Below are 25311 nucleotides of genomic sequence, written 5' to 3' on the forward strand. Positions count from 1 at the left end.
ACGTTTTGAAATCAGAGTGGCCGCGGTCGAACACATTTCGGGCAAGGTCCCGCGTCATGGTGCGGCGCAAGCGGAAGCGTTGGTTCGGGCAGCTGCGTTAACCGGTGGTTATCGTTTCGAGGCCGAGGATCCGCGCAGTCCTTGCGCTGCCTTGCGGGTGACGGTCATCGGGCTTCTGGAGCGCGAATCGCAGCCGCAGCGGCCCGGGAATGGGTGCCGGGGCTTTCGCGCGAAAGCGGACGGCCGGAACCGGCGTTGGGCAGCTGAAGCATTTACGGGTTGTTGCGGGCGGGCTAAGTTCGCCCGGCGCAGCGGGGGTGGGTCCAGCCGATGAATGTCGCAGTGCGGCCGAGATCCGGGCCGATCATCACGTTCGACGACGTCGTGAAGACCTACGGAGCGGGGAATCGCTCCAAGGTCATCATGCGCCGCGGCAATTTCGACATTCCCGGCCGGCGCGCCATCGGTCTGATGGGCGGCAACGGCGCCGGCAAGTCGACCTTGCTGCGCCTTATCGCCGGAACCGAAAAGCCGACCCGTGGACGCATCCGCCGCTGGGGCAAGGTGTCCTGGCCGCTCGGTTTTGCCGGCGGCTTCGAGAAGAGCATGACTGCCCGCGAGAACGCCGTTTTCGTCGCGCGGATCTATCATGAGGATCCGGACCGGGTTTGCGAGTACGTTCTGGAGTTTTCCGAACTCGGTCATTATTTCGAAATGCCTGTCCAGACCTATTCGAGCGGCATGAAACAGAAGCTCGCATTCGGTCTGTGCATGGCGATGGACTTCGACTGCTATCTGATCGACGAAGTCACAGCCGTCGGCGACGACCGGTTTCGCGAGAAGTGTCAGTTGGCCTTTGCCGAAAGGCGCGAAAGATCGGGCCTGATCATGGTGTCGCACAGCTTCGCGACGATTCGGGCCTATTGCGATATGGCAGCCATCCTGGTGGACGGCGAGCTCTTCTTCTTCGACGACTTGGAAGAAGGGATCGCGGAGTTCAAGTGTCTGCTGTTCGCCAAGGAGCGTGCCTAGGTGGTCGATCTGATTAACCCGCCCGACGATATGGAAGCCCGCCGGCAGGAAGCGCGGCGTCGCCGTGCCAATCGCGAAGGGCTGGACTTGGGCGAGCCCGTTCAAGATATCGACGCGATCGAGGAGACGCGGCGGCGCTCGGCTCCGCCTCCGCCCGCGCCATTCGATGCACCTCCGCCGCCCGCGGGCGAAGAGGCGCCCGGTCGACTGGTCGAGTTCCGCAAGAAGGACAAGAAGAAGAAGGAACAGGAGCTTCGGCCCGAGGAGGACAACTATCCTGGTGCCCTGCCGGTGCCGGAAGTGTCGAAATCGCGGCTGGTCTCCCGACTGGGTGAGATCAAGAAGTCGGTTGCTGCCAAGCAGGCCGGCAAGAAGAAGAAATCGGCTTTCAACCTGACCTTCTGGACCTTCGCCGTCGCGGTGCTGATCCCAGCCGTGCTGGTGACGGTCTATCTCTATGTCTGGGCGATCGACCAGTACGCGACCGAGATGCGCTTCACCGTGCGCAATATGCAGAGCTCGACCTCGGCGGCCGCCGCGGCCCCGACCATGCTCGGCAGCGCGACCGTCAACGACATCTCCGATTCCTATGTGGTGGTCGAGTATCTCAGCTCGCGGGAATTCGTCGAGGATCTGTCCAAGCAGCTCGATCTTCACAAGATCTATTCTCAGCCGTCCGCCGACTGGTGGTATCGGATGAAGCCCGAGATCTCGATCGAGAAGATGACCGAGTATGTCAAGGGAATGACCTTCGTCGCCTTCGACATGTACACCGGCATCATCTCGGTAAAAGTGCGGGCCTTCAGCTCTGCCGATGCGAAGACCATGGGCGACCATGTGATGGCGCTGACCGAATCGGTGGTGAACCGCATTTCGGAGCGGGCGCGGCGCAACGTCGTGCGCGATGCCGAGGCGGAGGTCGCCCGCGCGGAGGCTCGCCTTCGGCTGGCGCGGGCCGGCATCGCCAAGTTTCGCAGCGAGGAGGGGCAGGTCGACCCGAATGCCGGGGCGCAGGGCTTCTCGACGACGATCAACCAGCTCGAAGGCGAACTGACCCGGCTGAAGGCGGAACTGAACCAGTTGACCCAGACGATGTCGCCGTCGGCGCCGCGCGTCCGGGTTCAGCAGAGCCGCGTCGATGCGCTTGAGAAGCAGATCGACGACGAGAAGATCAAGATTGCGCTGAAGAACCGCTCCGGTGCGGCGATCTCCTCGCAGCTCGCGCGCTACGAGGAACTGGTGACCGAGCGCGACTTCGCGACCCAGACCTATACGCAAAGCCTGTCGTCGCTGGAGCGGGCGCGCATGGATGCCGAGCGCAACCAGCGCTACCTCGCCATCGTCGTCTCGCCGCGGCCGGCGCAGGATTCCGAGTATCCGGAACGGGCGCGCTACAGCTTCCTGAGCTTCCTGGCCCTGTTCGCGATGTGGGCGGTCTGCTCGCTGGTGCTCGGGTCCATTCGCGATCACATGCAGTAGGGGAGAAGCGTCGACCGAAGGCCTGGCCGTGGGGTCGATCCGAGTCGGAAATCGACCCGGGTCTGTCATAGGGTCACGGAATGTTTCTGTGGTTGCGTTGGACTGCTGCCTCTCGGCTTCATCGGCTTGGAGCAGGCGGCCGAGAATCAGCGGCGGGTGCCGCGGAGACGGGGCAATGAAATCAGTAGCGAAGTTGCGTATCGGCTGCAGCGCGGTCCTCGCGCTTTGGCTTGCCGGCTGTTCGAGCCTGCCGTCGGACGGGCCATCGGCGATGGCCATCTCCAGCGAAAAGGTGGAGACCTCGCTCCCCATCGACAGCTATCTGATCGTGCAACTGGACGAGCCGGTCGTCCGTACGGTCGGTCCGTGGCGGCCGCACACCTTTGCGGACCGCTTCGCGATCCGCTCCGGTCCGCGCGGCCAGCCACTCGGCATCGGCGATACGCTCGACATCCGCATTCTTGAAGCCGGCGACAATGGGCTGTTCGCCAATACCCAGACCCGCGGCACACAGTTCCAGGTCCAGATCGACGAGACCGGCAATATCTTCGTGCCCTATGTCGGCCGGATGCGCGCGGCGGGGCGGTCGAGCGAGGCATTGCGCCAGGCGATCCAGGATGCGCTGGCCGACAAGGCGATCCAGCCGCAGGTGATGCTCGGCGTTACCGGAAACCAGGCCAATGCGGCCGTGGTGGTCGGCGATGTGGCGAAACCCGGCAAGTATCCGCTCAATGTCGGCGGCACCAGGCTGCTCGACATGGTCGCGCTGGCCGGCGGCTCGCGCTTCACCACCTACGAGACGACGGTCACGCTGAAGAGAAAAGCGGAATCGGCCTCGATCCTGCTCGAGGACCTGGTCCTCGTCCCGAACAACAACGTCTATCTCGTGCCGGACGACGAGATCCTGCTCACCTTCGCGCCGCAGACCTATACCATCCTCGGTTCGGTGGCGCGCCCGAGCGAGATCAAGTTCGAGACCAAGACGGTCACGCTCGCGGAAGCCGTGGCGCGGGGCGGCGGCCTCAACACCTTGGCGGCCGACGCCAGCGGCATCTTCGTGTTCCGCTTCGAGGAGCCGCATCTGGTCAAGGCGATCCGGCCGGACTGGCAGCCCAAGGGGCCCGGCAAGATTCCCGTGGTCTACCGGTTGAACCTGCTCGAGCCGAAGGGCCTGTTCCTGGCCCGGCAGATGTGGCTGCGCGACAAGGACATCGTCTACGTGGCGACCGCGCCCGCGGTCGAGTTCGCGAAGTTCCTCGACATCGTCGGCAAGACGACCGCGGTCGTGCGCGGCGGCACGGGTGTGGCGCGCGATATCCAGGTGCTCAACAAGAACTGACCGGCCCGACCCGGCGGCGCTTCACAAGGCGCCGCCGCCGCCCTATGGTCCGCGCCATGTCGACCGAACGCGCCGTCGCCGATCTGTCCCGCCCGGGACCCGTCGCTGCCGGCGGGCAGGGGCGGCGGCGCTTTCTCTTCCTTCTCGGTCCCTGCTCGCCGTTCCAGGCAAGGCTTGCCGCAGCGCTGCAGGCGCGCGGGCATGCGACCCACAAGATCCTGCTCCATGCCGGCGACGCGCTGTTCTGGCGCCGCCCGGCCGAGGCCTATCGCGGCGGGCTTGACCGCTGGCAGGCGCATATCGGGTCAGCCTTCGACCGGCACGGCATCACCGACCTGATCGTCCATGGCGAGAGCCGCGAATACCATCGTCTGGCCGCCATCGAGGCGCGCGCGCGCGGCATTCGCGTGCTGGTGTTCGAGATGGGCTATTTCCGGCCGGACTGGATCACGCTGGAGCGCGACGGCCTGTCGGCCCTGTCGCATTTCCCGCGCGAGGCGGCGCTGGTCCGGGCCCTGGCCGAAACCGCGCCGGAGCCGGATTTCACGGTCCGCTTCCGCACGCCGTTCCTCAAGTTCGCCGTGAACGATCTCGCCTATCACCTTTCGGAAGTGGCCGGAACGCCGTTCTACCCGCGCTACCGGCGCTACGCGATCGACCATCCGGTGGTCGAATACCTGCTCTGGGGCTGGAAGCTCCTGCGCCAGGCCAAGCCGGCCGCGGCCGCGCGGGCGACGGTTGAGCGCGTCACCGCCGGCCCCGCGCCCTGGTGGGTGCTGCCGCTGCAGCTCTCCGGCGACTTCCAGATTCGCGCCCATTCGCGTTTTGCCGACATGCCGGCGGCCATGCGCGAGGTGGTCGCCTCCTTCGCGGTCCGGGCACCGGCCGGCGACCGCCTGGTGATCAAGGCCCATCCGCTCGACAACTGGCGCACGCCCTGGGCGCGGCTCGTCGCCGAGGCGGCAGCAGCGTCCGGTGTCGGCGACCGGGTCGACTATATCGACGGCGGCGATCTCGACCGGCTGATCGTCGGTGCGCGCGGGGTGGTGACGGTCAATTCGACCGTCGGCATCGCGGCGATCCAGGCCGGCGCGCCGACCATCGCGCTCGGCGGGGCGGTGTTCGACATCCCCGGCCTGACCTTCCAGGACGGGCTTGACCGCTTCTGGCAGGAGGCCGCGCCGCCCGATCCGGAGCTTGCCCGCGCCTTCGTGCGCGCGCTCGTCCACGAGACGCAGATCCGCGGCGACTACTATACCGAGGCCGGACTGGCCGCCGCCGTCGCCGGCTCGGTCGAGCGCATCGAGGCCGGTCTCCCGGATCTGCCCGAGCGGGTCGAGCGATTGAAATCCGAACGCGCGAGGACCGCATGAGTGCTTCCGCCGATCCCCGCTCCATCGTCATCACCGGTGCCTCGTCGGGCATCGGGGCGGCGCTGGCACGGGCCTATGCGGCGCCCGGCCGGGTGCTCGGCCTGACCGGCCGCGATGCCGCCCGGCTTGCCGACACGGTCGCCGCCGCCCGGGCCGCCGGTGCGGAAGTCGTCGAGGGGCTGTTCGACGTGCGCGAGACGGCCGCGCTGACCGTCTGGCTGCAAGCCTTCGACGACGCCCATCCGATCGATCTCCTCGTCTCCAATGCCGGCGTCGTCACCGGTCTGCAGGCCGGGCGCAGTGCGGAGGTGACCGAGAGCGCCTTCCGGCTGGTGGACGTCAATCTGAAGGGCGCCATCGCGACGGCTTCGGCGGTGGTCGAGCGGATGCGCGCGCGCCGGCGCGGCCATATCGTGCTGGTGTCCTCGCTGGCCGGGCTCTACGCCCATCCGGACCTGCCCTCCTACTCGGCCAGCAAGGCCGCGGTGCGCTTCTACGGCGATGCCCTGCGGCAATGGCTAAAGGGCAGCGTCGAGGTGACCGTGGTCTGCCCGGGCTTCGTCACCTCGCCCATGTCGAGCCGCCATATCGGCCCGAAGCCGTTCGAGATTTCGGCCGACAAGGCAGCCGGGCTGATCCGCCGCGGCATCGCGCGCCGCAAGGCGCTGATCGCCTTCCCGTGGCCGCTGGTCGTGCCGATCTGGTTCGCCAATCTGGTCCCGGCGCGGGTGGCCGATTTCTTCATGGGCGGCTTCGCGGCCGAGATCGAGCCGGATGCCGAGACCGCCCGCGAACGCGCCGGCGGCACCGGAACGCCATGACCCCTCTGTGCGATCCACCGCCCGGGCCGGATCTGGATCGGGCCGGCCTGTTCCTGCCCGAGCATTGGGCGGAGGCGCCGTGGATTGCCGCGCTGGCCGGGGCTCGTGCCGTGGTGAAATGCCCGACCGATGCCGATGCGGGGCGGCTCGATGCGGTCGTGACGGTGGAGCAGGGGCCGCATCTCGATCGCGCCCGCGACTATGCCCGCCGCTGGCGATTGCCGGTCCGCGTCCTGCGCGAGGTCGCCGATCCCGTCGCCCCATTGCGTCTCGGCATTGCGCCGCTTGCCCTGCTCGCCGGGGAACTGACATCGGACGGGACGGTTTGCTTTCCCGCGGCGACCCCGGATCCCGTCGCGCGACCCGGCGTCCGCTACGTGAACCCGTTCACGCTCCAGCAGGTCGCGCCGGACGAGGGCATCGCTCTGATGGCCGCGATCCGCGCGCGCTATGCGGCGCGACGGGAGACGGTCGTCGGCTTCGGCTTCTCGGCCCAGAAGGCGCGCACGGCGACGACCTTCCTCGCCGGCTGGTCGAACGAGGTTGTTTTCGAGACCCGGCGCTGGGCAGTCCCAATCGCGGCGCGCAAGGGCGCGCGGCTGGTCGCCTGGGGCGCACGCGGGGGGCGGGCGCTCGAGACAGAGGCCGCCGCGGCCGGCGTGCCGGTCTCGCGCATCGAGGACGGCTTCGTCCGCTCGGTCGGCCTCGGCACGCAGCAGACCATCCCGGCCTCGCTCGCCCTCGACGATCTCGGCCTCTATTACGACGCGCACCGGCCCTCGCGGCTGGAACGGCTGTGCCTGGAGACGGATTTCGCGCCCGATCTGGTCGCGCGGGCGGGCGCCTTGCGCGAGCGGCTGGTCGCCACCCGGGTGACCAAGTACAACCTGCCGGCGCCGAAGCTCGATCTCGCCGGTCAGGCCCGCGGGCGGCCGGTCGTGCTGGTCATCGGTCAGGTGCCGGACGATGCGGCGATCCGGTTCGGCACCGCCGCGGTGACCGGCAATCTTGCCCTGCTCGACGCCGTGCGGCAGGCCCGGCCGGATGCCTTCGTGGTCTACAAGGAGCATCCCGACCTCGTCACCCGCAGCCGGGCCGGCTGGCTGCCGGAGCGCGCGATTCGCGCCCGCGCCGATCTCGCCTTGCGCGAGGGCGACGCCATCGCCGCCATCGAGGCGGCCGACGAGGTCCATGTGCTGACCTCGCTCGCCGGCTTCGAGGCGCTGATCCGGGCGAAACCGGTCGTGACCTGGGGCATTCCCTTCTATGCCGGCTGGGGGCTGACCGACGACCGTGCGCCCGTCGCCCGGCGCGGCCGGCGCCTGTCGCTCGACGAACTCGTCGCCGCCGTGCTGATCCTCTACCCGGCCTATGTCGACCCGGTCTCGCGGCTGCCCTGCGAGGTCGAGGACGTGGTCGCCCGCATCGAGGATGTGCGGGCCGGGCGGATCGCGGTGCCGTCGGCGGTGCGCAATCGGCGGCTCGTCCGGGCGAGCGTGGTCGCGGAAGCCTATTGGCGCCACTGGATCGGCCATTTCGGCCGGCCCCGATGACCGTTCCGTCAGGCTCGGAAACCCGGCAAACCGGCCAAATTGACCGGCCCGGACGGGGTCGCTATACAGGCTCGCCCGACCGATCCGGGCGCGGTGTCGGATCGGTTCCAGGGCGGAGTGCAGCCGGTCGATGTCCGAACGCCGCGTCTTTCTGTTCCTGCAAGGGCCACCCTCGCGGTTCTGGTACGAACTGGCGAACGGGCTCGAAGCGGCCGGGCAGAAGACGGTCCGTGTCAATCTCTCGGCCGGCGACTGGCTCTACTGGCTGAAATCCGGCGCCTACAATTATCGCGGCAGCTTCAAGAACTGGCGCGGCTGGCTCGAACAGCTGATCGAGCGCGAGGGCGTCACCGACATCCTCTATTATGCCGACCGGCTGCCCTATCACGTCGTCGCCCAGGAGATCGCCAAGGCGCGGGGCCTCTACGTGACTGCGGTCGAATTCGGCTATCTGCGCCCCGACTGGATCACGGTCGAGCGCAACGGCATGTCGACCTACTCGCATTTCCCGAACGATCCGGAAACGATCCGCGCCATCGCGGCTGCCGCACCCGACCCGGATCTGGTGATCAAGTATCCCTACACCTTCACCCAGGAAGCGACCGCCGAGGTCATCTACAATCTCGTCGCGCTGTTCTTCTCCTGGATCTTCTTTCCGCGCTACTTCGCGGACAAGTACTATAACCCGCTCAAGGATTATCTCAGCACCCTGCTGCGGCTGATCCGCGAACGCTGGCAGCGCAAATATGCCAAGCGCGTCATGCGCGAAGTCATCCTCGGGCCGCGGCCCTTCTACATCTTCGCGCTGCAATTGCAGAGCGACTACCAGATCCGCGACAACAGCCCCTACAAGCGGCTGCACGAGGCGATCGACCAGACCGTCGCCTCCTTCGCCCGCTCCGCGCCGCCCAATACCGTGCTGGTGTTCAAGGTCCATCCGCTCGACAACGGCATCGAGCGCTGGAACAAGGTCGTCATGGCGGCCGCCCGGCGCCACAATGTCCGCCCGCGCGTACGCCTGATCGACGGCGGCAATCTCAACCGGCTGGTCGAGACCGCGCGCGGCACCGTGGTGGTCAATTCCACGGTCGGTCTCTATGCGATCCGCGCCGGCTGCCCGCTGATCGTGCTCGGCGTCGCGGTGTTCGACATTCCGGGCCTGACCTTCCAGGGCTCGCTCGACCAGTTCTGGACCGAGGCCGAGGCGCCCGACGAGGAATTGCGGCTGCAGTTCATCCGCGCGCTCGCCACCACCACCCAGGTCAAGGGCAGCTTCTACAACAAGGCCGGCCGCAAGGTCGCCATCGCCGAGGTGGTGCAGCGGCTCATCGAGCGCCGGGTCAACGAGCCGGGCGGCTTCATCGACCCCCCGCCGCGCATGGAAAAGGCGCGCCGGCTCGGCATGAAGGTCTGACGGCTTCGGGGCGGCCGCGCCCGTGCGGGCGGCCGGAGACCTTCGCCACCGCCGCATGGCTCGATCCCGAATTCGGCGTCCGGCGGCCCTTGCCGAAGCGGCCGGTCCGGACAATGGTTCAGACTTTCCGAACGAGCCCCGAAGCGGGCGACGATGTGGAGGGGAAGCGATGGTCAAGGCGATCCAGGTCCGGGAAACCGGCGGTCCGGACGTGATGGTGCTGGCGGATGTCGATCTGCCGGCGCCCGGCGCCGGTGAGGCGCGTGTCCGCCATGCGGCGATCGGCGTCAACTTCATCGACTGCTACTTCCGCTCCGGCCTCTATCCGTCGCCGACCGGCCTGCCGTTCATTCCGGGCAGCGAAGGCGCCGGGGTGGTCGAGGCGGTCGGCCCGGGCGTCACGCTGGTCAAGCCCGGCGACCGGGTCGCCTATGTGGCCTCGCCCGGCTCCTACGCGGCCGAGCGCATCGTGCCGGCCGACCGGCTGATCATCCTGCCCGAGGCGATCTCCTTCGAGACCGGCGCGGCGATGATGCTGAAGGGCATGACGGTGCAGTATCTGCTCAACCGCACCTTCAAGGTCGGGCCGGGCACCACCATCCTGTTCCACGCCGCGGCCGGCGGCGTCGGCCTGATCGCCGGCGCCTGGGCCAAGGCGCTCGGGGCGACCATCATCGGTACCGCCGGCGGCCCGGACAAGTGCGCGCTCGCCAAGTCGCGCGGCTACGATCACGTCATCGACTACCGCTCGGAGGATTTCGTCGCCCGGGTCAAGGACCTGACCGGCGGCGCCGGCGTCGACGTGGTCTATGATTCGATCGGCAAGGACACCTTCCCGGCCTCGCTCGACTGCCTGAAGCCGCTCGGCATGTGGGTCACCTTCGGCAACGCCTCGGGTCCGGTGCCGCCCTTCTCGACGCAGATCCTGTCGCAGAAGGGCTCGCTCTTCGCGACCCGGCCGACGCTCTTCACCTACATCGCCAAGCGCGCCGACCTGGAGGCGACCGCCGGCGACCTCGTCGCCCGGGTGGCCGACGGGACGGTGCCGATCGAGATCTCGGCCCGCTATCCGCTGGAGAAGGCCGCCGACGCCCATCGCGACCTTGAAGGCCGCAAGACCACCGGCGCGGTCGTGCTGATCCCCTGATCGATCCGCCACACTGCAGCGCCCGGCAACCGACACCCGGCACCCGGCATCCGCGCGGGTGCCGGGCCGCCGCAGGGCGGCGCTGGGGATGGCCCGGCGTCTGCCGGCGTGCCTTGGCGCGCTGAAGACGCGGGCCGGAATTCGTGCGGCGCGTGCGGGCGTGAGGCCCGCGGCCGAGATGGGGCAGGGCGGCTATTCGGCCGCCGCGAGCGACGTCTCGTTCAGCCAAACGTCGAGATCGGCCAGCGCCCGGCGGCTCATCGCGCGCTTCTTCTCGATGGTCTTCTCGTTGCCGCGCAGGCGTTTGCCGTCCTTGGTGGTCGGCGCCACGATCGGCGGGAACAGGCCGAAATTGACGTTCATCGGCTGGAACGAGCGCGGCGCGCCGGCCTCCTCACCCTCGACGGCGATATGCCCGCCGGTGATATGGCCGAGCAGGGCGCCGAGCGCGGTCGTGACCGGGGGCGGGGCGGGGGGGCGACCGAGGGCCTCCGCCGCGGCGAAGCGGCCGGCGAGGAGCCCGACGGCGGCGGACTCGACATAGCCTTCGCAGCCGGTGATCTGGCCGGCGAAGCGCAACTGCGGGCGCATCTTCAGGCGCAGGGTGGCGTCGAGCAGCTTCGGCGAGTTCAGATAGGTGTTGCGGTGCAGCCCGCCGAGCCGGGCGAATTCGGCCTGGCCGAGCCCCGGGATCATGCGGAACACCCGCGCCTGCTCGCCGTGCTTCAGCTTGGTCTGGAAGCCGACCATGTTCCACAGCGTGCCGAAGGCATTGTCCTGGCGCAACTGCACGATGGCGTGCGGCTTCACGTCCGGATGGCGCGGATCGGTCAGGCCGACCGGCTTCATCGGGCCGAAACGCAAGGTCTCTCGGCCACGCTCGGCCATCACCTCGATCGGCAGGCAGCCGTCGAAATAGGGCGTCTTCTCCCAGTCCTTGAAGGAGGTCTTGTCGCCTGAGAGCAGCGCGTCGATGAAGGCCTCGTACTCGTCGCGGTTCATCGGGCAATTGATGTAGTCGGCGCCGGTGCCGCCCGGGCCGGCCTTGTCGTAGCGCGACTGCCTCCAGGCGATGCCCATGTCGATCGAATCGAAATGGACGATCGGCGCGATCGCGTCGAAGAAGGCCAGTTCCTGTTCGCCGGTCAGCCCGCCGATCGCCGCCGCCAGGCCGGGGGCGGTGAGGGGGCCGGTCGCCAGGATGGTCGATCCCCAGGATTCCGGCGGCAGGCCGTCGACCTCCTCGCGCCGGATCGTCACCAAGGGATGCGCCGCCAGCGCCGCGGTGACGGCGGCCGAGAAGCCGTCGCGGTCGACCGCCAGCGCGCCGCCGGCCGGCACCTGATGGGCATCGCCCGACGCCATGATCAGCGAGCCGGCGCGGCGCATCTCCTCGTGCAGCAGGCCGACCGCATTGGTCTCTCGATCGTCCGAGCGGAAGGAGTTGGAGCAGACCAGTTCGGCCAGGCCGTCGGTCTGGTGCGCCTCCGTGGCGCGCACGGGCCGCATCTCGTGCAGAATGACGGGCACGCCGGCGCTTGCGATCTGCCAGGCGGCTTCGGAGCCGGCGAGGCCGCCGCCGACGATATGGACGGGAGGAGACTGGGTCATGGGACGACCCGGTAGCATTCCGGCCGGGCCCGGTCAAAGCGACAGCCGGATCACGATGCGGTGTCGAGCCGGCAACAGGTTGTGGCTTGCGGCGCGCCGAGCCTTCGCGGTCTGCCGATTCCGCTATATGGTGCGCCGACTCTCACCCGGAGGTGCAACGCATGGGTCGATCCAACACCCTTCTGCTCCTCGCCGCCCTGGCGCTCGCCACGCCGGCGGCTGCAGTCGCAGCCGGCACGGACGGTGCGGCGGATGCCGGCGCCCCAGCTTCGATAAAGGTCCGGCCTGCCACCAGCGGCGACGTGACCGGCGCCCTGCCGTCGGCAGCCAAGCCCAAGGCCGCGGCCAAGGCGAAAAGGTCCGCCGCCGGCGCCACTGCCGCACTGACGCCGATCCCGGCTCCGATTCCCTTCGAGCCGTCGCGTGACCTGGTCAACTGGTTCGTCGAACGCGGCAATGTCGGCATGCCGCGCGGCAATCGGCTGGTCTATTGCCACGGCTTCGAATGCCGGCTGCGCACCATCATCGCGCTGAGCGATGCCGACGAGAAGGCGATCGCCAACATCTTCGCCACCCGCCGCGGTTCCGCCGCCGAGGAGCGCGACGCGATCGATCATCTCGTCCAATACTGGGAACAGCGGGCCGCGCCGCAACTCGGCGGCCCGCCCGACATCCGCGGCTCCGAGCCCGATCAGGCCAACCAGCCCGGCCAGACCGATTGCCTGGACGAGGCGACCAACTCCACCACCATCCTGATCTACGCTCAGCAGCACGGTCTTCTGCGCTACCACACGGTGGTGCGTCCGGACTCCCGTGGCGGCTTCATCTACGCCCATGCCACCGCGGTCTATCGCGAGATCGGCGGCGAGGAATGGGTGGTCGATTCCTGGATGCGCGATTCCGGCGACCCGAACGACATCATGCTGAAGTCGGAGTGGGATTCGAAGCACTGAGCGACGGTCACGGGCGGCGATCCCGCGTCCCCCGCATTGATGGCCGGGCTCTCTATTGCCGCGATCCGGCCGGGCCGGCAGGGATTGCCTGTTGGATCGGAAGGGCCAGGCGGATCGGAAGGGCCAGGGCCGCTCGCAATGCACGGCGGTGCCGCGCCAACATGCGGGCACCGGTTCATCCTGCTGTAGCGAAACGCGGAATTGGAAACGCAACCCAGTGAATCGAAACGCCCGCCGGTGGGAGGAGAACCGGCGGGCGTTCGATTGTCCGATCGGGGTGGGAGGAGAAGCCCCGTCGGTAGGACGGCCAGGGGAGGACAGGCCGTCCGAAGTGGCGACGCTCACGCAGGGGACCGGGGCGAGCGAGTCTGGGAGGAAACAGCTCGGTGCCGGTGCTGCCTGCGCGGCCGACCGGTCGTCATCTCCAAAGAACTGTCCTAAACATCAGGAAAGCTTGAAGAGCGGGTCAGGCCTCACGGCGTCGTCCATGGCCGGAAGATAGGACATGACCCCTGTCCCAAGCCAGAGGGCGGACCGCATGTCCGACATGCGTGTTGTGCAATGCAGCACGAAAGGCTGCTGCCCTGAGGCGAATTCGCCGGTCTTCCTCATCCTTGGATCGGTCGGATGTGCTGCAATGCACAATTCGCATCGCAGCATGACCCAGAGGAATGCCTGGTAGCGAGCGGCCGCGCCGATCCCCGGCGGACACAAGGGCGAAAGCGAGAGGCCGATCGGGTCTGCATTGCCCGAGCCGCCCGCTTCCGCCTGGGTGTCATTCCGCAGCCGCCGGCCGCCGGCGCGGCCGCCGTTCCAGAAGTTCGGCAAGGAATCGACCGGTATGGCTGCGCGGTTCCTTGACGACATCCTCGGGGCGGCCCACGGCGACGATCTCGCCGCCACCGTCGCCGCCCTCCGGGCCGAGGTCGAGGATCCAGTCGGCCGTCTTGATCACCTCCAGATTGTGCTCGATGACCGCCACCGTATTGCCCTGGTCGACCAGTTCGTGCAGCACTTCCAGGAGCTTGGCGACATCGTGGAAATGCAGGCCGGTGGTCGGCTCGTCGAGGATGTAGAGCGTCTTGCCGGTCGAGCGGCGCGACAGTTCCTTGGACAACTTGACGCGCTGCGCCTCGCCGCCCGACAGCGTGGTCGCCTGCTGGCCGACATGGATATAGCCGAGGCCGACGCGCGACAGCGTCTCCAATTTCTCGCGGATCGCCGGCACGGCCTGGAAGAAGCCGACGGCCTCGTCGACCGTCATGTCGAGCACGTCGGCGATCGACTTGCTCTTGAACTGCACGTCCAGCGTCTCGCGATTGTAGCGCTTGCCCTTGCAGACATCGCAGGTCACGTAGACGTCCGGCAGGAAGTGCATCTCGATCTTGATGACGCCATCGCCCTGGCAGGCCTCGCAGCGGCCGCCCTTGACATTGAAGGAGAAGCGGCCGGGCCCGTAGCCGCGCGCCTTGGCTTCCGGCAGGCCGGCAAACCACTCGCGGATTGGCGTGAAGGCGCCCGTATAGGTCGCCGGATTGGAGCGCGGCGTCCGCCCGATCGGCGACTGGTCGATGTCGATCACCTTGTCGAGGAACTCCAGCCCCTCGACACGGTCGTGCGGGGCGGGATTCTCCTTGGAGCCGTTGAGCTTGCGCGCGACGGCCCGGAACAGGGTATCGATCAGCAGGGTCGACTTGCCGCCACCGGAAACGCCGGTGACGCAGGTCAGCGTGCCGAGCGGAATGTCGGCGCTGACGGATTTCAGATTGTTCCCGCGCGCTCCGACCACGCGCAGGCGACGGACCTTGTCGATCTTGCGACGTTTGACCGGTAGCGGGATCTCGCGGGTCCCGGACAGGTATTGTCCGGTCAGCGAGGCCGGATCGGCCAGAATCTCCGCCGGCGTGCCCTCGGCGATGATCTTGCCGCCATGGATGCCGGCGCCCGGCCCGACATCGACGACATAGTCGGCGGCCAGGATCGCGTCCTCGTCATGCTCGACCACGATCACCGTGTTGCCGATGTCGCGAAGGTGCTTCAGCGTGTCGAGGAGGCGCGCATTGTCGCGCTGGTGCAGGCCGATCGAGGGTTCGTCGAGCACGTAGAGCACGCCGGTCAGGCCGGAACCGATCTGCGAGGCGAGGCGGATGCGCTGGCTCTCGCCGCCCGACAGGGTGCCGGAATTGCGTGCCAGGGTCAGGTAGTCGAGCCCGACATCGTTGAGGAACTTCAGCCGCTCGCGGATTTCCTTGAGGATGCGGCCGGCGATCTCGTTCTGCTTGTCGCTCAGGTCCGCCGGCAGGCATTCGAACCACTGGCCGGCGCCGCGGATCGACATGTCGGAGACCTCGCCGATATGCCGGCCGGCGATCTTGACCGCCAGCGCCTCCGGCTTCAGCCGATAGCCGTTGCAGGCCCGGCAGGGCGTGGCCGCGAAGAAGCGCTCGATCTCCTCGCGCGACCAGTCCGATTCGGTCTCCCGCCAGCGCCGCTCCAGGTTCGGGATCACGCCCTCGAAGGTCTTGGTGGTGTTGTAGCTGCGCAGCCCGTCGTCATAGGAGAACAGCACCTCCTCGCTGCCCGTGCCGTAGAGGATCGCGCTGCGGGCGCGCTCCGGCAGGTCTCGCCAGGCGACATCGAGCTTGAAACCGTAGTGCCGGGCGAGCGCTTCCAGCGTCTGGGTCGTGAAGGGAGAGGTCGAGCGCGCCCAGGGCGCGATGGCGCCCTTGCGCAGGGTTTCGGATTCGTCCGGCACGATCAGCGCCGGATCGATCTTCTGCTCCGACCCGAGCCCCGAACAGGTCGGGCAGGCACCGAACGGGTTGTTGAACGAGAACAGCCGCGGCTCGATCTCCGAAATGGTGAAGCCGGACACCGGGCAGGCGAACTTCTCCGAGAAGATCAGCCGGCGCGGCTCGCCGTTCGGGTCCTTCTCGTCGGCGAATTCCGCGACCGCGATGCCGTCGGCGAGCTTCAGCGCCGTCTCGAAACTGTCGGCGAGCCGCGTCGCCATGTCGGGGCGGACGACGATGCGGTCGACGACCACGTCGAGGTCGTGCTTGAGCTTCTTGTCGAGTGCCGGCGCTTCCGCAATCTCGTGGAAGGTGCCGTCGATCTTGACGCGCTGGAAGCCCTTCTTCTGCAGATCCAGCAGTTCCTTGCGGTATTCGCCCTTGCGGCCGCGGATCATCGGCGCGAGCAGGAAGAGGCGCGTTCCCTCCGGCAGGGCCAGGGTGCGGTCGACCATCTGGCTGACCGTCTGGCTTTCGATCGGCAGACCGGTCGCCGGCGAATAGGGAATGCCGACGCGCGCGAACAGAAGCCGCATGTAATCGTAGATTTCGGTGACCGTGCCAACCGTCGAGCGCGGGTTGCGCGAGGTCGTCTTCTGCTCGATCGATATGGCTGGCGACAAACCGTCGATCTGGTCGACATCCGGCTTCTGCATCATCTCCAGAAACTGGCGCGCATAGGCCGACAGGCTTTCCACATAGCGGCGCTGGCCCTCGGCATAGATGGTATCGAAGGCGAGCGACGACTTGCCCGAACCGCTGAGGCCGGTCATCACGATCAGCGAGTCGCGCGGCAGGTCCAGGTCGACATTCTTCAGATTGTGCTCGCGCGCCCCCCGGATCGAGAGCATCTTGGTCGGGTTGGCGGCGGGGCGGCGGTTCTCGGTCATCGATCGTTTCCGGTCCGGATCGGACGCACGGCGGGATGGGACGACGCCTCGCGACGCCGATCGTCTACGGTTCGCGCGCGACGGCGGATGTCCGCCATGCACGGAAGGCTATGCGCAACGGGCCGTGCACGTCAGGCGTTGCGTGACGCGCCCGCACGCCGTGCAAGACCGGGGCCGCGCGCGACAGGATCGGGCTTGCAACCGATCCGGACGCAAAAACCCGTCCGGCAGTGCCCGTCATGCCGCGCAAGCGGACACGGCGATCCATATCGCGCGGTCCATATCGGGCCGTCCGTCCGTGATCGGCCCGCCCGGTCCCGGACCGCACGCCGCGCCACCCTATCGGCGGGAACCGGCGGTCACAATCACCGATTCGAGCCGGGGGGACTTGCGAATGGCGCGGGAGACGCTTAGAACGGAACAGGAACAATTGCAAGCCTTGCCGGATCGATCGGAGCAAACGGGGGCGGTCCGCCGGGCGGGGGTAGGCGAGGCGGAGCGGCGGACAAGGCCGACAACGGTGGATAAGCTGGCGCGGCGCTCGGTCGGACGGGACCGTGCGGTCGCCCGGGCGCCGGCGGCGGCGTAAGGTGACGCGCCCACGGGGCCGGGCGGACGGGACACTGCCGAAGCTGCATATCGGGTTCCGACGAACGGGACGGTGCGGAAGCGGCGTTCGGGACGTTATGGAAGGAGCGCCGCCCCAGTGGCGTTTCGGGTCTGGTCGGATACGGCGCCGTGGATGCGGCGTGCGGGGCCGGTCTGGGCCGAGGGAGGCAGCCGGCACCGGTGGGGCCGGCGAAAGTGTTTGGAGATCGAGATGGCCGGAAGCGTCAACAAGGTGATCCTGGTCGGCAATTTGGGTGCCGATCCCGAGGTGCGGCGGACGCAGGACGGCCGGCCGATCGTGAATTTGAGCGTGGCGACCTCGGAGTCCTGGCGCGACCGGCAGTCCGGCGAGCGCCGCGACAAGACGGAATGGCACCGGGTGGTGATCTTCAGCGAGCCGCTGGCCAAGACAGCCGAGCAATATCTGCGCAAGGGCTCCAAGGTTTATCTGGAAGGCCAACTGCAGACGCGCTCCTGGGAGGACCAGCAGGGCCAGAAGCGCTATTCGACCGAGGTCGTGCTGCAGAATTTCAACTCCACCATGGTGCTGCTCGACCGGCCTGCCGGCGGGCAGGGCGGGGAGGATTTCGGCGGGGGCGGCGACGATTTCGGCGCGCCGCCGGCGCGCAGCGGCGGTGGCGGTGGCGGCGGGCGCAGCTTCGAGCGCGGCCAGGCCTCGGGCGGCTTCGGCGGCGGTTCCTCCGGGCCGCGTGGCGGCGGCGGTGGCAGCCGGCCGCAGCCCGTCGCCAACGACATGGACGACGAAATCCCGTTCTGACGGCTCTCCGCTCCGACGGCGCCCAGGCAGGTCGCCGTCGGAGCGGACGGAAATTCCGTTGGGGCACTTGCGAGGCTTCCGGAATGTTGGTACTGGACGGTACCGACATTCGGAGCCTGCACGATGAATCCGTCCTTCGCACCGCTGCTTGCCGCATCGCCGGCCATCCAGATCCATGCCGTCCTGGCGCTGCTGGCCTTCGTGGTCGGGCTCGCGCAATTCGCAGCGCCGAAGGGCACGCCGCTGCATCGCGGGCTTGGCTGGCTGTGGGTGATCGGGATGGCGGTGGTCGCGCTATCGTCCTTCTTCATCCATGAGATCCGGCTCTGGGGCGCCTGGAGCCCGATCCATATCCTGTCCGTCTGGGTGCTGTTGATGCTGGTGGTGGCGATCCACGCGGCGCGGCACGGCGCGATCGGGCGGCACCGCAAGACCATGCGGGGACTGTTCGTGGGCGCGCTGGTCATTGCCGGCCTGTTCACGCTGATGCCAGGCCGCATCATGCATGCCGTGCTGTTCGGCGCCTGAAGCCGCGTTTTCGGCCGGACACCGTGCCGAGCCCCGTGCGCTTGGCCTCGCCCTCGGCGCCACATGCGCGGTGCCGATGCGCAGCCGTCGCGGGCGATACCGACGCCGGCCTTGAGCGGCCTCCGTGCGCGGGCCGCCTTTGCCGTCGCCGCCGTCTTCGGACGATCCGGCGCTACCGCCCGGGACCTGCCGGCGTGAACCTCGCGACGAGCCGCTGCCGGTCGCCCGGATACCAGACGCGGACGGCGGTCAGGGCCGCGCCCGATCGCCAGGTGGTGCGTTCCAGCACGAGGCAGGCGGTGCCGACGGGCAGGTCGAGCAGGTCGGCGATACGCTGGTCGGCGCCCGCCGCCGAGATGTGATGCTCCGCCTCGTGCCAGGCGACATGATGCAGCAGCCAAGTACCCGGCGGTTCGACAGAGAAATCGACGGCACGCGCATCCGGCACGTTGTCGAGTGCGATGATCCGTTCCTCGCAGGCATAGGGCGTGCCGTCGGCCAGATGCAGGCAGGTCAGCAGCAAGAGTTCGGTGCCGGCCGGGACCGGGATCGCCGCGCGATCCTCGCGGGTGGCGCGCCGGCGCTTCTCGGCAACGCATCGATAGGCATAGATCTCGCCGCGGGCGGTGACCTCGGCCTTGATGTCGGGGATCTGCAGCACCGCCGATTGTGCGCTCGGTCGACGGACGAAGGAGCCGGCCCGCCGCCGCCGTTCGATCAGTCCGGCCTCGGCGAGTGCGGACAGCACCTTGCTGACCGTCATGCGCGCGCAGCCATATTCGGCCATCAGTTCGTGCTCGAACGGAATCCGGTGGCCCGGGCCCCATTCGCCGGTCAGGATCTTCGCCTCGATGTCTGCACGGATGCGCTGGTTGAGCGAATCCGCGCTGCCCTTCGCCGTGCCGCCCTCCATCCGCGCCGCCACCCTGTCGCCTCCGCCGCGGTCCCGCTTTGAGGATCATCCGATCCGAAGGGATCGGATGATCCTCTGCATGTTTTTGTCTGCGCAAGCTTTTTCCGGTCAGAGCGGGCTGCTCTGATCGGAGCTTGCTTTAGCCGAAAGCGAGCGCCGCCACAATCGAGAGGCCGATGGTGCTCCAGAAGGCGACCGTCCGAACCTGCCCGAGCCGCGCCGCAAAGCGCGCATTGGCGACCGCCGGATCGGGATCCGGCTTCCAGTAGAGCAAAGCCGCCAGCACCGGCACCCCGAACTGCAGCCCGAGAAACGCCATCAACCCGGCGATCCATCCCTGCAAGACCCAGACGGCCAGCCCGCCCAGCAAGGCGGACAGGCCGAAGATGCCGGAAATCATCGCAGTCCCTCGTCGAAATCAGGCCGCAACTGGACCACACCGCCGAGGCCGACGCCACCGGGTTGAAGGCCCATCTGGCCGGTCACGCCCCGATCGCCGCTGAAACCCTCCGCCAGCATGCTGGCCGCCGTGTCGTCTTTCACCCGCGCGGCGGGACGCCAAGGTTCGTGGTGCGGACGGCGGGAGTCGAACCCGCACGCCTTGCGGCGCAAGATTTTAAGTCTCGTGCGTCTACCGGTTTCGCCACGTCCGCAGGACGGTCTTGGGTAGCCGTCCCGGGGGCGGATGGCAAGCGGGACGGCGGATGCGGCTGCGGGATGTCGTTCGGGCCGGTTGAACGGGCTGCTCAGGGCCGGTTCAGGGCCGCGGAGGCAGACTTCGGGTCAAGTTGGACGACATGGGCCAGGAGGCGCCGCACCCCTCTTTCGATTGCGCGCCACCGGTCGTCGTCCCCCGAACCGGAGTGACGATGATGATCATGGTGTTCACAGCCTGTGCGATTCTCGCCGGCGATTGCCGGGAGATCGTCATGCCCCTGAGCGACGACGTGCAGACGCCGTTCCGCTGCATGCAGGTCGGGCAATTCGTGATGGCTGAATGGCAGCGCGAGCATGGTGCCTTTAAGGTTGCCGGCGGCTGGCGCTGCATGCCGCCGTCGCGCTTGGTGCAGGCGATCTGAAGCGGCCGGCGGCGCGACCCACGAACGATGCCGGGCCTCGGCCTGCAGCCGGGCCGGGGAGAGATCCGAGGACCCACCAGCGGGGAGGGGATCCACGCCCCCTGGGTGCGGCGGCGGTCCCCATCCGATGGCCGCGCGAAACGACCCCGCGACCCGCCGGCGGGCGCTCCGCCGCCACAATCCGCGCGGCATCCGCCGGAATTCCGACGTCATGCGGCCGAACGGAACTCGCGATCGGGGCTCAGGCTCGACCGTGTCGGGTTGGTCGGGGGTCCATTCGACGGCTCCGGGAGGGGCCAGAGGGAGAGATCGCATGAACAGGTTCATCATGGCGACCGGCCTGGCCGGCGCGCTCGTGGCCGCACTTGCGTCGGGCCGTGCCGGGGCGACGGGGATCGCCGAGACGGTGCCGGGCCAGGAGCCGCCCGGGCTGGTGCTCAGCGGGCCGTCGCGGATCGAGGTCGTCTTCGTGCTCGATACGACCGGGTCCATGTCGGGGTTGATCGAGGGGGCGAAGAAGAAGATCTGGGCGATCGCGGACGAGATCCGCAAGACCAACCCGAATGCCGACCTGCGCATCGGCCTCGTCGGCTATCGCGACCGCGGCGATGTCTATGTCACCACGAAAACCGAGCTGTCGAACGACATCCACTCCGTCTACGGCCAATTGATCCAATTCCAGGCCGGCGGCGGCGGCGACTGGCCGGAATCGGTCAACGAGGCGCTCCATGTCGCCGTCACCAAGATGGGGTGGAGCCAGACGGGCGAGAGCCGCCGGATCGTGTTCCTGGTCGGCGATGCGCCCCCGCACATGGACTATGCGCAGGACATTCCCTTCACCGACACGCTCAAGATCGCCGAGCGCGAGCATATCCTGGTCAACGCTGTCCAGGCCGGCAATGCGCGGGACACGGCGATCGTCTGGCGGACCATCGCGCAGCTCGGCCACGGCCGCTATATTCCGATTCCGCAATCGGGCGGCGTGGCGGTGATCGAGACGCCCTACGACCAGCAGATCTACAAGATCCAGATCCAGTTGAACGCCACGGTGGTCCCCTACGGCGCACCTGCGCGTCAGTCCGAGGTCAAGGGCAAGCTCGAGCTGAACCGGGCTGCGGCGCCCTCGGCGGCGTCCGACATGGCCAGCTACTCCTCGCGCGGCGTCAAGTCCGCCGACCGCAAGGTGGTCACCGGGGAGGGCGATCTGGTCGCCGACCTGCAGGCGAAGCGCGTCGAGATCGAGACAGTGAAGACGGAGGATCTTCCGGCCGACCTGCAGGCGGTCGCCGCATCGGAGCGGCGCAAGGTCGTCGAGGCGAAGGTCGCCGAGCGCGAACGGCTGCAGGCGCAGCTGCAGGACCTGGTCCGGCAGCGCGACGCGCATCTGGAAGCCGAACGCAAGAAGGGCGGCGGCGCGAAGGACGGCTTCGACGAGGTGGTCTCGAACCTGGTCCGCGAACAGATCCGCTGACGGCCCGTCCGGAATCCGTCCGGCGACGGGCCGTTGCGTCGGCTCGAGACGTGGCCCGGCACCCGAGGGGGTCGGGCCGCGGTCGAATGGCGGCCGGCGCGGGCCTTTCCGGCCGGCGGCCGACGCCGGGGGCCCGGGCAGGGTGCCGCGGGCCGTCCGGTTCAACGCGTCGGCGTCAGCCCTGTTCGCCCTCGCCCATGACGCTGCGATAGCTCTCGATGAACTCGGCGGCGCCCTTCTTGGAATCGCGGATCAGGTCGGCGATGTCGCCGCCGAAGCGGTCGAGTTCCAGCTTCAGGCCGGCCACCGACGGCTTCTCCGTCTCCATCATGTAGGACGACATCTGCAGCGAGACGGCAATCTGGAGTAGCGTGAAGACGGCCGTCTGGTCGGGAACCTCGTTCTCCTCGACATAGTCGAGAACGATGTTCTTGATCTCCTCGGCGTGCTCGTCCTGCTCCGCCTCCCAGGCTTCCATTTCCTGTTCGGTTTCGAAGCCGAGTTCGTCGTGACGTGCCATGTCGGGTACTCCTCGTTGCGGCCGCGCGGCGCACGGCCCTGTCGTGGAACCGGGCGGTCAGCCCGCGGCGGCGCCGGCGATCGGCGGCTGGAAGCTGAGGCCCATGTCCCAGGGGAAATAGATCCAGGTATCCTGCGAAACCTCGGTCACGAAGGTGTCGACCAGAGGGCGGCCCATCGGCTTGGCATAGACGGTGGCGAAATGCGCCTTCGGCATCATCTCGCGCACCACCCGGGCGGTCTTGCCGGTGTCGACCAGGTCGTCGACGATCAGGATGCCGGCGCCGTCGCCGCCGGCGAGCGCGATCAGGCTCGGCGACACATCCTTCAGGACGCGCAGTTCCGACTGGTTCTTGTAGTCGTGGTAGGAGGCGACGCCGACCGTTTCGATCAGGCGGATGTCGAGTTCGCGCGCGACAATCGCGGCCGGCACCAGCCCGCCGCGCGTGATCGCCACGATCGCCTGCCACTGGCCCTGGCCGGACAGTCTCCAGGCGAGGGCACGGGCATCACGATGGAACTGGTCCCAGGAGACCGGGAACGCCTTGGGCTGGGGCTGCGACATCGAAGGTCCTCGGAAGGGCGGTCGGGCGAAGGGATCGTCAGGTGGCCGGCGCCAGGGCGGCGACCATGGCGCGCACCTCGTCGGCGACCGTGGCGAGCAATGCGGCATCGCGCGCGCGGATCACCAGGTTGGTGGCGTGGCGGGTGCCGTCGAAATAGGGGTAGCTGCCGATGATCGTGTCGGGATGGGCGGCCTGGATGCGGCCGAGCGCGCCGGCGACGGTGCCCTCCGGCAGGGTGGTCGGCACGGTCTCGGACAGCATCTTGCGGCCGGTCTTCAGGGTCGGTGCGACGGCGTCCATCATGGCCTGCATGATCGACGGCACGCCGGCCATGACATGGACGTTGCCGATCCGGAAGCCCGGCGCGCGCGAGACGCGGTTCTCGATCAGATCGGCGCCGGCCGGGATGCGCGCCATGCGCAGGCGGGCCTCGTTGGACTCGATGCCGCGCTCGGCGAAATAGGCCTCCAGGATGGCCACCGCGCGCGGGTCGTGGCCGATCTCGACCTCGAAGGCGGCCGCGATCGCGTCGGCGGTAATGTCGTCATGGGTCGGGCCGATGCCGCCGCATGTGAAGACATAGGTGTAGCGGCGGCTGAGCGCGCGCACGGCGTCAACGATCTCGGCCTCAATGTCCGGCACGATGCGCGCCTCGCGCAGGTCGATCCCGATCGCGGTCAGATAGTCGGCGATGAAGCCGATATTCTTGTCCTTGGTCCGGCCGCTCAGGATCTCGTCGCCGATGATCAGCACGGCGGCGGTGACGATCTCGTCGTCCCGGCCTTCGGAAGCGGGCTGTGCGGCGCCGTCGGGAGCGGCCATCGGGACCTCGAATGTTCGGCAGATGGCTTCCCGTAGCGCATGGCCCGCCCCGGCTCAAGGGGGCCGGCGACGATCCGGTCGGGGAAGGCAGCCTTGCCGGTCCGATCGGCGCTTAGTCCGGCTTCCAGCCGTAGATCCAGGCCTGCCGGTCGATCAGGCGGCGGCCGGCCAGAGCGATGCCTGCATCCCTGAAGAGGGCGAGCGCATCGCCCATATGGTAGATGCGGCCGTTCGAGACGGCCTGATCCCAGATCGCGGTCGTCCGCCGCTTGCGTGCCTTCTCGTAGGCCGCGAAGGCATCGGCCACTTCGGCGTGCCGATCGAGACTGCGGGCGAGCACGGCGGCATCCTCGATCGCCATGCAGGCGCCCTGGGCGGCGAAGGGAAGGGTCGCGTGGGCAGCGTCGCCGAGCAGGGTGACCGGACCGGACGTCCAGTCGAAATCCGGGCGGATGCCGGCCAGCGCCCAGCCGGTCCAGTGCTGCGGTGCGAGGATCAGGGCACGGGCGGCCTCGGGCCAGCGGGTACCGGAGACCGGATCGAAGCGGCGCACGACTTCGTCGCGCTCGACCGGCACCGACCAGTTGTCGTCCTCCCAGGCGGCCTCCGTGACGGCGACGAGGTTGAGCAGCCGTCCGCCCGCGATCGGGTAGTGCACCAGGTGGGCACGCGGCGCCATCCACAGGCCGACGGCATTGCGGTAGTCCGGCGGGGTCTCGTCGATCGGGATGGTGGCGCGCAGGGCCATTCGGCCGGTGTAGCGGGCCGGCGGCGCGCCGAGCGTGCCGGTGCGGATCATCGACCAGACGCCGTCGGCGCCGACCACGCCGTCGGCCTCGATGGTGTCCGGCCGGCCGTCCTGCTCGATCGCGACCACGACCCGGCCGGGCTCGGCCTCGATGCGCTTGACCGCGATGCCGAGGCGGATGGAGACCGACGGCAGGGCGGCGACCTCTGCGGCCAGTGCGGTTTGCAGGTCGGCGCGATGAATCACCCAGTAGGGGGCGCCGAAGCGGGCCGCGATCGGGGGGCCGAGCGGCATCCTGGCGATCTCGCCGCCGGCGCGGGTCGAATGGATCCGCAGGCTGTCGGGCGTCACGGCGCGCGCCTCGAGCCGGGGCTTAAGGCCGAGTTCGACCAGGATGCGCGAGGCATTCGGGGAGATCTGCAGGCCCGCGCCAACCTCGGCCAGGACCGCGCTGCGTTCCAGCACGGTGACCTGATGGCCGCGCCGGGCCAGCGCGAGGGCGGCCGTCAGGCCGCCGATGCCGGCGCCGACGACGATCAGACGGCGCTGAGCGGTCATGGCGGGCGTCCGGAAGGGCCGATCAGGCGGCGGCCTTGTCCACGAACAGGCAGCCGGCCGGCTCGGTCTCGGTCGCCTTCAGGCTGTGGTCGTAGACATAGAGCGTGGAGCAGTAGGGGCAGACATGCTCGTCGTCGTCGCCCATGTCGATGAAGACATGCGGATGATCGAAGGGCGGTCGCGCGCCGACGCACATGAATTCACGGACGCCGATGCGGATGCGGGCATGGCCGGCATCGTTGGCGAAATGCGGGACGACGGCGTGCGCCATGTCGGAATTCCTCTGCTGCCTTTCGCGGCGCACCCTATAGGACCG

The 25311-nt window shown here is 68.4% G+C and carries 22 protein-coding genes and 1 tRNA gene; 13 read left to right on the forward strand and 10 right to left on the reverse strand.

Going from position 1 to position 25311, the window contains the following annotated elements; translation table 11 throughout:
- Nucleotides 1–363: 363 nt before the first annotated feature.
- From KL771_RS24150 to KL771_RS24185, 8 genes are all read left to right on the forward strand, one after another.
- The gene (locus KL771_RS24150; protein ID WP_390867670.1) at nucleotides 364–1032 is read left to right on the forward strand and encodes an ABC transporter ATP-binding protein; all 669 of its coding nucleotides are present in this window, start codon (nucleotides 364–366) and stop codon (nucleotides 1030–1032) included.
- Nucleotides 1033–2511, forward strand: coding sequence for a hypothetical protein (locus KL771_RS24155; protein ID WP_261971070.1), 1479 nt, complete (start codon nucleotides 1033–1035; stop codon nucleotides 2509–2511).
- Between the two features lie 175 nt (nucleotides 2512–2686).
- A complete protein-coding gene (locus KL771_RS24160) occupies nucleotides 2687–3850 on the forward strand; it encodes a polysaccharide biosynthesis/export family protein (RefSeq protein WP_261971071.1) in 1164 nt (387 codons plus the stop codon).
- Between the two features lie 56 nt (nucleotides 3851–3906).
- Nucleotides 3907–5223, forward strand: a complete 1317-nt coding sequence (locus KL771_RS24165; RefSeq protein ID WP_261971072.1) for a capsule biosynthesis protein — start codon at nucleotides 3907–3909, stop codon at nucleotides 5221–5223.
- Nucleotides 5220–6044 carry an SDR family NAD(P)-dependent oxidoreductase gene (locus KL771_RS24170; RefSeq protein WP_261971073.1) on the forward strand — a complete coding sequence of 275 codons (825 nt, stop codon included), beginning with the start codon at nucleotides 5220–5222 and terminating at the stop codon, nucleotides 6042–6044. The genes KL771_RS24165 and KL771_RS24170 overlap by 4 nt, the downstream gene beginning before the upstream one ends.
- On the forward strand, nucleotides 6041–7597 hold the full coding sequence (locus KL771_RS24175; protein WP_261971074.1) for a capsular polysaccharide export protein, LipB/KpsS family: 1557 nt from the start codon (nucleotides 6041–6043) through the stop codon (nucleotides 7595–7597). Before KL771_RS24170 ends, KL771_RS24175 begins: the two co-directional genes overlap by 4 nt.
- 130 nt (nucleotides 7598–7727) lie before the next feature.
- A complete protein-coding gene (locus KL771_RS24180; protein WP_261971075.1) occupies nucleotides 7728–9011 on the forward strand; it encodes a capsule biosynthesis protein in 1284 nt (427 codons plus the stop codon).
- Nucleotides 9012–9180: 169 nt separating this feature from the next.
- On the forward strand, nucleotides 9181–10158 hold the full coding sequence (locus tag KL771_RS24185; protein ID WP_261971076.1) for a quinone oxidoreductase family protein: 978 nt from the start codon (nucleotides 9181–9183) through the stop codon (nucleotides 10156–10158).
- 192 nt (nucleotides 10159–10350) lie between these two features.
- Here KL771_RS24185 and trmFO read toward each other — a convergent pair whose 3' ends face one another.
- On the reverse strand, nucleotides 10351–11769 hold the full coding sequence (trmFO, locus tag KL771_RS24190) for a methylenetetrahydrofolate--tRNA-(uracil(54)-C(5))-methyltransferase (FADH(2)-oxidizing) TrmFO (protein ID WP_261971077.1): 1419 nt from the start codon (nucleotides 11767–11769) through the stop codon (nucleotides 10351–10353).
- Between the two features lie 161 nt (nucleotides 11770–11930).
- Between trmFO and KL771_RS24195 the strand changes: the two genes are divergently transcribed.
- Entirely contained in the window at nucleotides 11931–12722 is a 792-nt protein-coding gene (locus KL771_RS24195) for a hypothetical protein (protein WP_261971078.1), read from the forward strand.
- A gap of 775 nt (nucleotides 12723–13497) precedes the next feature.
- On the opposite strand, the gene uvrA is transcribed toward KL771_RS24195, so the two are convergent.
- Nucleotides 13498–16404: an excinuclease ABC subunit UvrA gene (uvrA, locus tag KL771_RS24200; protein ID WP_390867619.1), complete on the reverse strand. Its 2907-nt coding sequence runs from the start codon at nucleotides 16402–16404 to the stop codon at nucleotides 13498–13500.
- Nucleotides 16405–17224: 820 nt separating this feature from the next.
- Between uvrA and ssb the strand changes: the two genes are divergently transcribed.
- On the forward strand, nucleotides 17225–17791 hold the full coding sequence (gene ssb, locus KL771_RS24205) for a single-stranded DNA-binding protein (RefSeq protein WP_261971079.1): 567 nt from the start codon (nucleotides 17225–17227) through the stop codon (nucleotides 17789–17791).
- Between the two features lie 123 nt (nucleotides 17792–17914).
- Entirely contained in the window at nucleotides 17915–18319 is a 405-nt protein-coding gene (locus KL771_RS24210) for a DUF2306 domain-containing protein (protein ID WP_261971080.1), read from the forward strand.
- Nucleotides 18320–18491: 172 nt separating this feature from the next.
- Here the strand turns inward: KL771_RS24210 and hutC are convergent, their stop codons facing one another.
- From hutC to KL771_RS24225, 3 genes are all read right to left on the reverse strand, one after another.
- Nucleotides 18492–19232 (reverse strand): histidine utilization repressor, encoded by a 741-nt coding sequence (gene hutC / locus KL771_RS24215; RefSeq protein ID WP_261971205.1) that lies wholly within the window; start codon nucleotides 19230–19232, stop codon nucleotides 18492–18494.
- A gap of 139 nt (nucleotides 19233–19371) precedes the next feature.
- Entirely contained in the window at nucleotides 19372–19632 is a 261-nt protein-coding gene (locus tag KL771_RS24220) for a hypothetical protein (RefSeq protein ID WP_261971081.1), read from the reverse strand.
- Nucleotides 19633–19800: 168 nt separating this feature from the next.
- Nucleotides 19801–19885, reverse strand: a tRNA-Leu gene (locus KL771_RS24225).
- Between the two features lie 216 nt (nucleotides 19886–20101).
- Between KL771_RS24225 and KL771_RS24230 the strand changes: the two genes are divergently transcribed.
- Complete coding sequence (locus tag KL771_RS24230; RefSeq protein ID WP_261971082.1) at nucleotides 20102–20311, forward strand: hypothetical protein; 210 nt, start codon at nucleotides 20102–20104, stop codon at nucleotides 20309–20311.
- Nucleotides 20312–20624: 313 nt separating this feature from the next.
- Nucleotides 20625–21782: a vWA domain-containing protein gene (locus KL771_RS24235; RefSeq protein ID WP_261971083.1), complete on the forward strand. Its 1158-nt coding sequence runs from the start codon at nucleotides 20625–20627 to the stop codon at nucleotides 21780–21782.
- 175 nt (nucleotides 21783–21957) lie between these two features.
- Here KL771_RS24235 and KL771_RS24240 read toward each other — a convergent pair whose 3' ends face one another.
- The 5 genes from KL771_RS24240 to KL771_RS24260 form a co-directional block, all read right to left on the reverse strand.
- Nucleotides 21958–22302: a hypothetical protein gene (locus KL771_RS24240; protein WP_261971084.1), complete on the reverse strand. Its 345-nt coding sequence runs from the start codon at nucleotides 22300–22302 to the stop codon at nucleotides 21958–21960.
- A 57-nt stretch (nucleotides 22303–22359) separates the two neighbouring features.
- The gene (gene gpt / locus KL771_RS24245; RefSeq protein WP_054361262.1) at nucleotides 22360–22866 is read right to left on the reverse strand and encodes a xanthine phosphoribosyltransferase; all 507 of its coding nucleotides are present in this window, start codon (nucleotides 22864–22866) and stop codon (nucleotides 22360–22362) included.
- A gap of 37 nt (nucleotides 22867–22903) precedes the next feature.
- Complete coding sequence (locus tag KL771_RS24250) at nucleotides 22904–23689, reverse strand: competence/damage-inducible protein A (protein ID WP_261971085.1); 786 nt, start codon at nucleotides 23687–23689, stop codon at nucleotides 22904–22906.
- A gap of 112 nt (nucleotides 23690–23801) precedes the next feature.
- Nucleotides 23802–24995 (reverse strand): FAD-dependent oxidoreductase, encoded by a 1194-nt coding sequence (locus KL771_RS24255; protein ID WP_261971086.1) that lies wholly within the window; start codon nucleotides 24993–24995, stop codon nucleotides 23802–23804.
- Between the two features lie 22 nt (nucleotides 24996–25017).
- Nucleotides 25018–25266 (reverse strand): zinc-finger domain-containing protein, encoded by a 249-nt coding sequence (locus KL771_RS24260; RefSeq protein WP_054361265.1) that lies wholly within the window; start codon nucleotides 25264–25266, stop codon nucleotides 25018–25020.
- Nucleotides 25267–25311 lie beyond the last annotated feature (45 nt).

Origin of the sequence: Prosthecodimorpha staleyi (genome assembly GCF_018729455.1) — a bacterium.
Classification (GTDB): Bacteria; Pseudomonadota; Alphaproteobacteria; order Rhizobiales; family Ancalomicrobiaceae; genus Prosthecodimorpha; species Prosthecodimorpha staleyi.

Bases quoted from the DNA above. Each gene is read 5' to 3' on its own strand.
- KL771_RS24160 (WP_261971071.1), top strand. From the start codon at position 2,687: ATGAAATCAGTAGCGAAGTTGCGTATCGGCTGCAGCGCGGTCCTCGCG.
- KL771_RS24165 (WP_261971072.1), top strand. From the start codon at position 3,907: ATGTCGACCGAACGCGCCGTCGCCGATCTGTCCCGCCCGGGACCCGTC.
- KL771_RS24170 (WP_261971073.1), top strand. From the start codon at position 5,220: ATGAGTGCTTCCGCCGATCCCCGCTCCATCGTCATCACCGGTGCCTCG.
- KL771_RS24175 (WP_261971074.1), top strand. From the start codon at position 6,041: ATGACCCCTCTGTGCGATCCACCGCCCGGGCCGGATCTGGATCGGGCC.
- KL771_RS24180 (WP_261971075.1), top strand. From the start codon at position 7,728: ATGTCCGAACGCCGCGTCTTTCTGTTCCTGCAAGGGCCACCCTCGCGG.
- KL771_RS24185 (WP_261971076.1), top strand. From the start codon at position 9,181: ATGGTCAAGGCGATCCAGGTCCGGGAAACCGGCGGTCCGGACGTGATG.
- trmFO (WP_261971077.1), bottom strand. From the start codon at position 11,769: ATGACCCAGTCTCCTCCCGTCCATATCGTCGGCGGCGGCCTCGCCGGC.
- KL771_RS24195 (WP_261971078.1), top strand. From the start codon at position 11,931: ATGGGTCGATCCAACACCCTTCTGCTCCTCGCCGCCCTGGCGCTCGCC.
- uvrA (WP_390867619.1), bottom strand. From the start codon at position 16,404: ATGACCGAGAACCGCCGCCCCGCCGCCAACCCGACCAAGATGCTCTCG.
- ssb (WP_261971079.1), top strand. From the start codon at position 17,225: ATGGCCGGAAGCGTCAACAAGGTGATCCTGGTCGGCAATTTGGGTGCC.
- KL771_RS24210 (WP_261971080.1), top strand. From the start codon at position 17,915: ATGAATCCGTCCTTCGCACCGCTGCTTGCCGCATCGCCGGCCATCCAG.
- hutC (WP_261971205.1), bottom strand. From the start codon at position 19,232: ATGGAGGGCGGCACGGCGAAGGGCAGCGCGGATTCGCTCAACCAGCGC.
- KL771_RS24220 (WP_261971081.1), bottom strand. From the start codon at position 19,632: ATGATTTCCGGCATCTTCGGCCTGTCCGCCTTGCTGGGCGGGCTGGCC.
- KL771_RS24230 (WP_261971082.1), top strand. From the start codon at position 20,102: ATGATGATCATGGTGTTCACAGCCTGTGCGATTCTCGCCGGCGATTGC.
- KL771_RS24235 (WP_261971083.1), top strand. From the start codon at position 20,625: ATGAACAGGTTCATCATGGCGACCGGCCTGGCCGGCGCGCTCGTGGCC.
- KL771_RS24240 (WP_261971084.1), bottom strand. From the start codon at position 22,302: ATGGCACGTCACGACGAACTCGGCTTCGAAACCGAACAGGAAATGGAA.
- gpt (WP_054361262.1), bottom strand. From the start codon at position 22,866: ATGTCGCAGCCCCAGCCCAAGGCGTTCCCGGTCTCCTGGGACCAGTTC.
- KL771_RS24250 (WP_261971085.1), bottom strand. From the start codon at position 23,689: ATGGCCGCTCCCGACGGCGCCGCACAGCCCGCTTCCGAAGGCCGGGAC.
- KL771_RS24255 (WP_261971086.1), bottom strand. From the start codon at position 24,995: ATGACCGCTCAGCGCCGTCTGATCGTCGTCGGCGCCGGCATCGGCGGC.
- KL771_RS24260 (WP_054361265.1), bottom strand. From the start codon at position 25,266: ATGGCGCACGCCGTCGTCCCGCATTTCGCCAACGATGCCGGCCATGCC.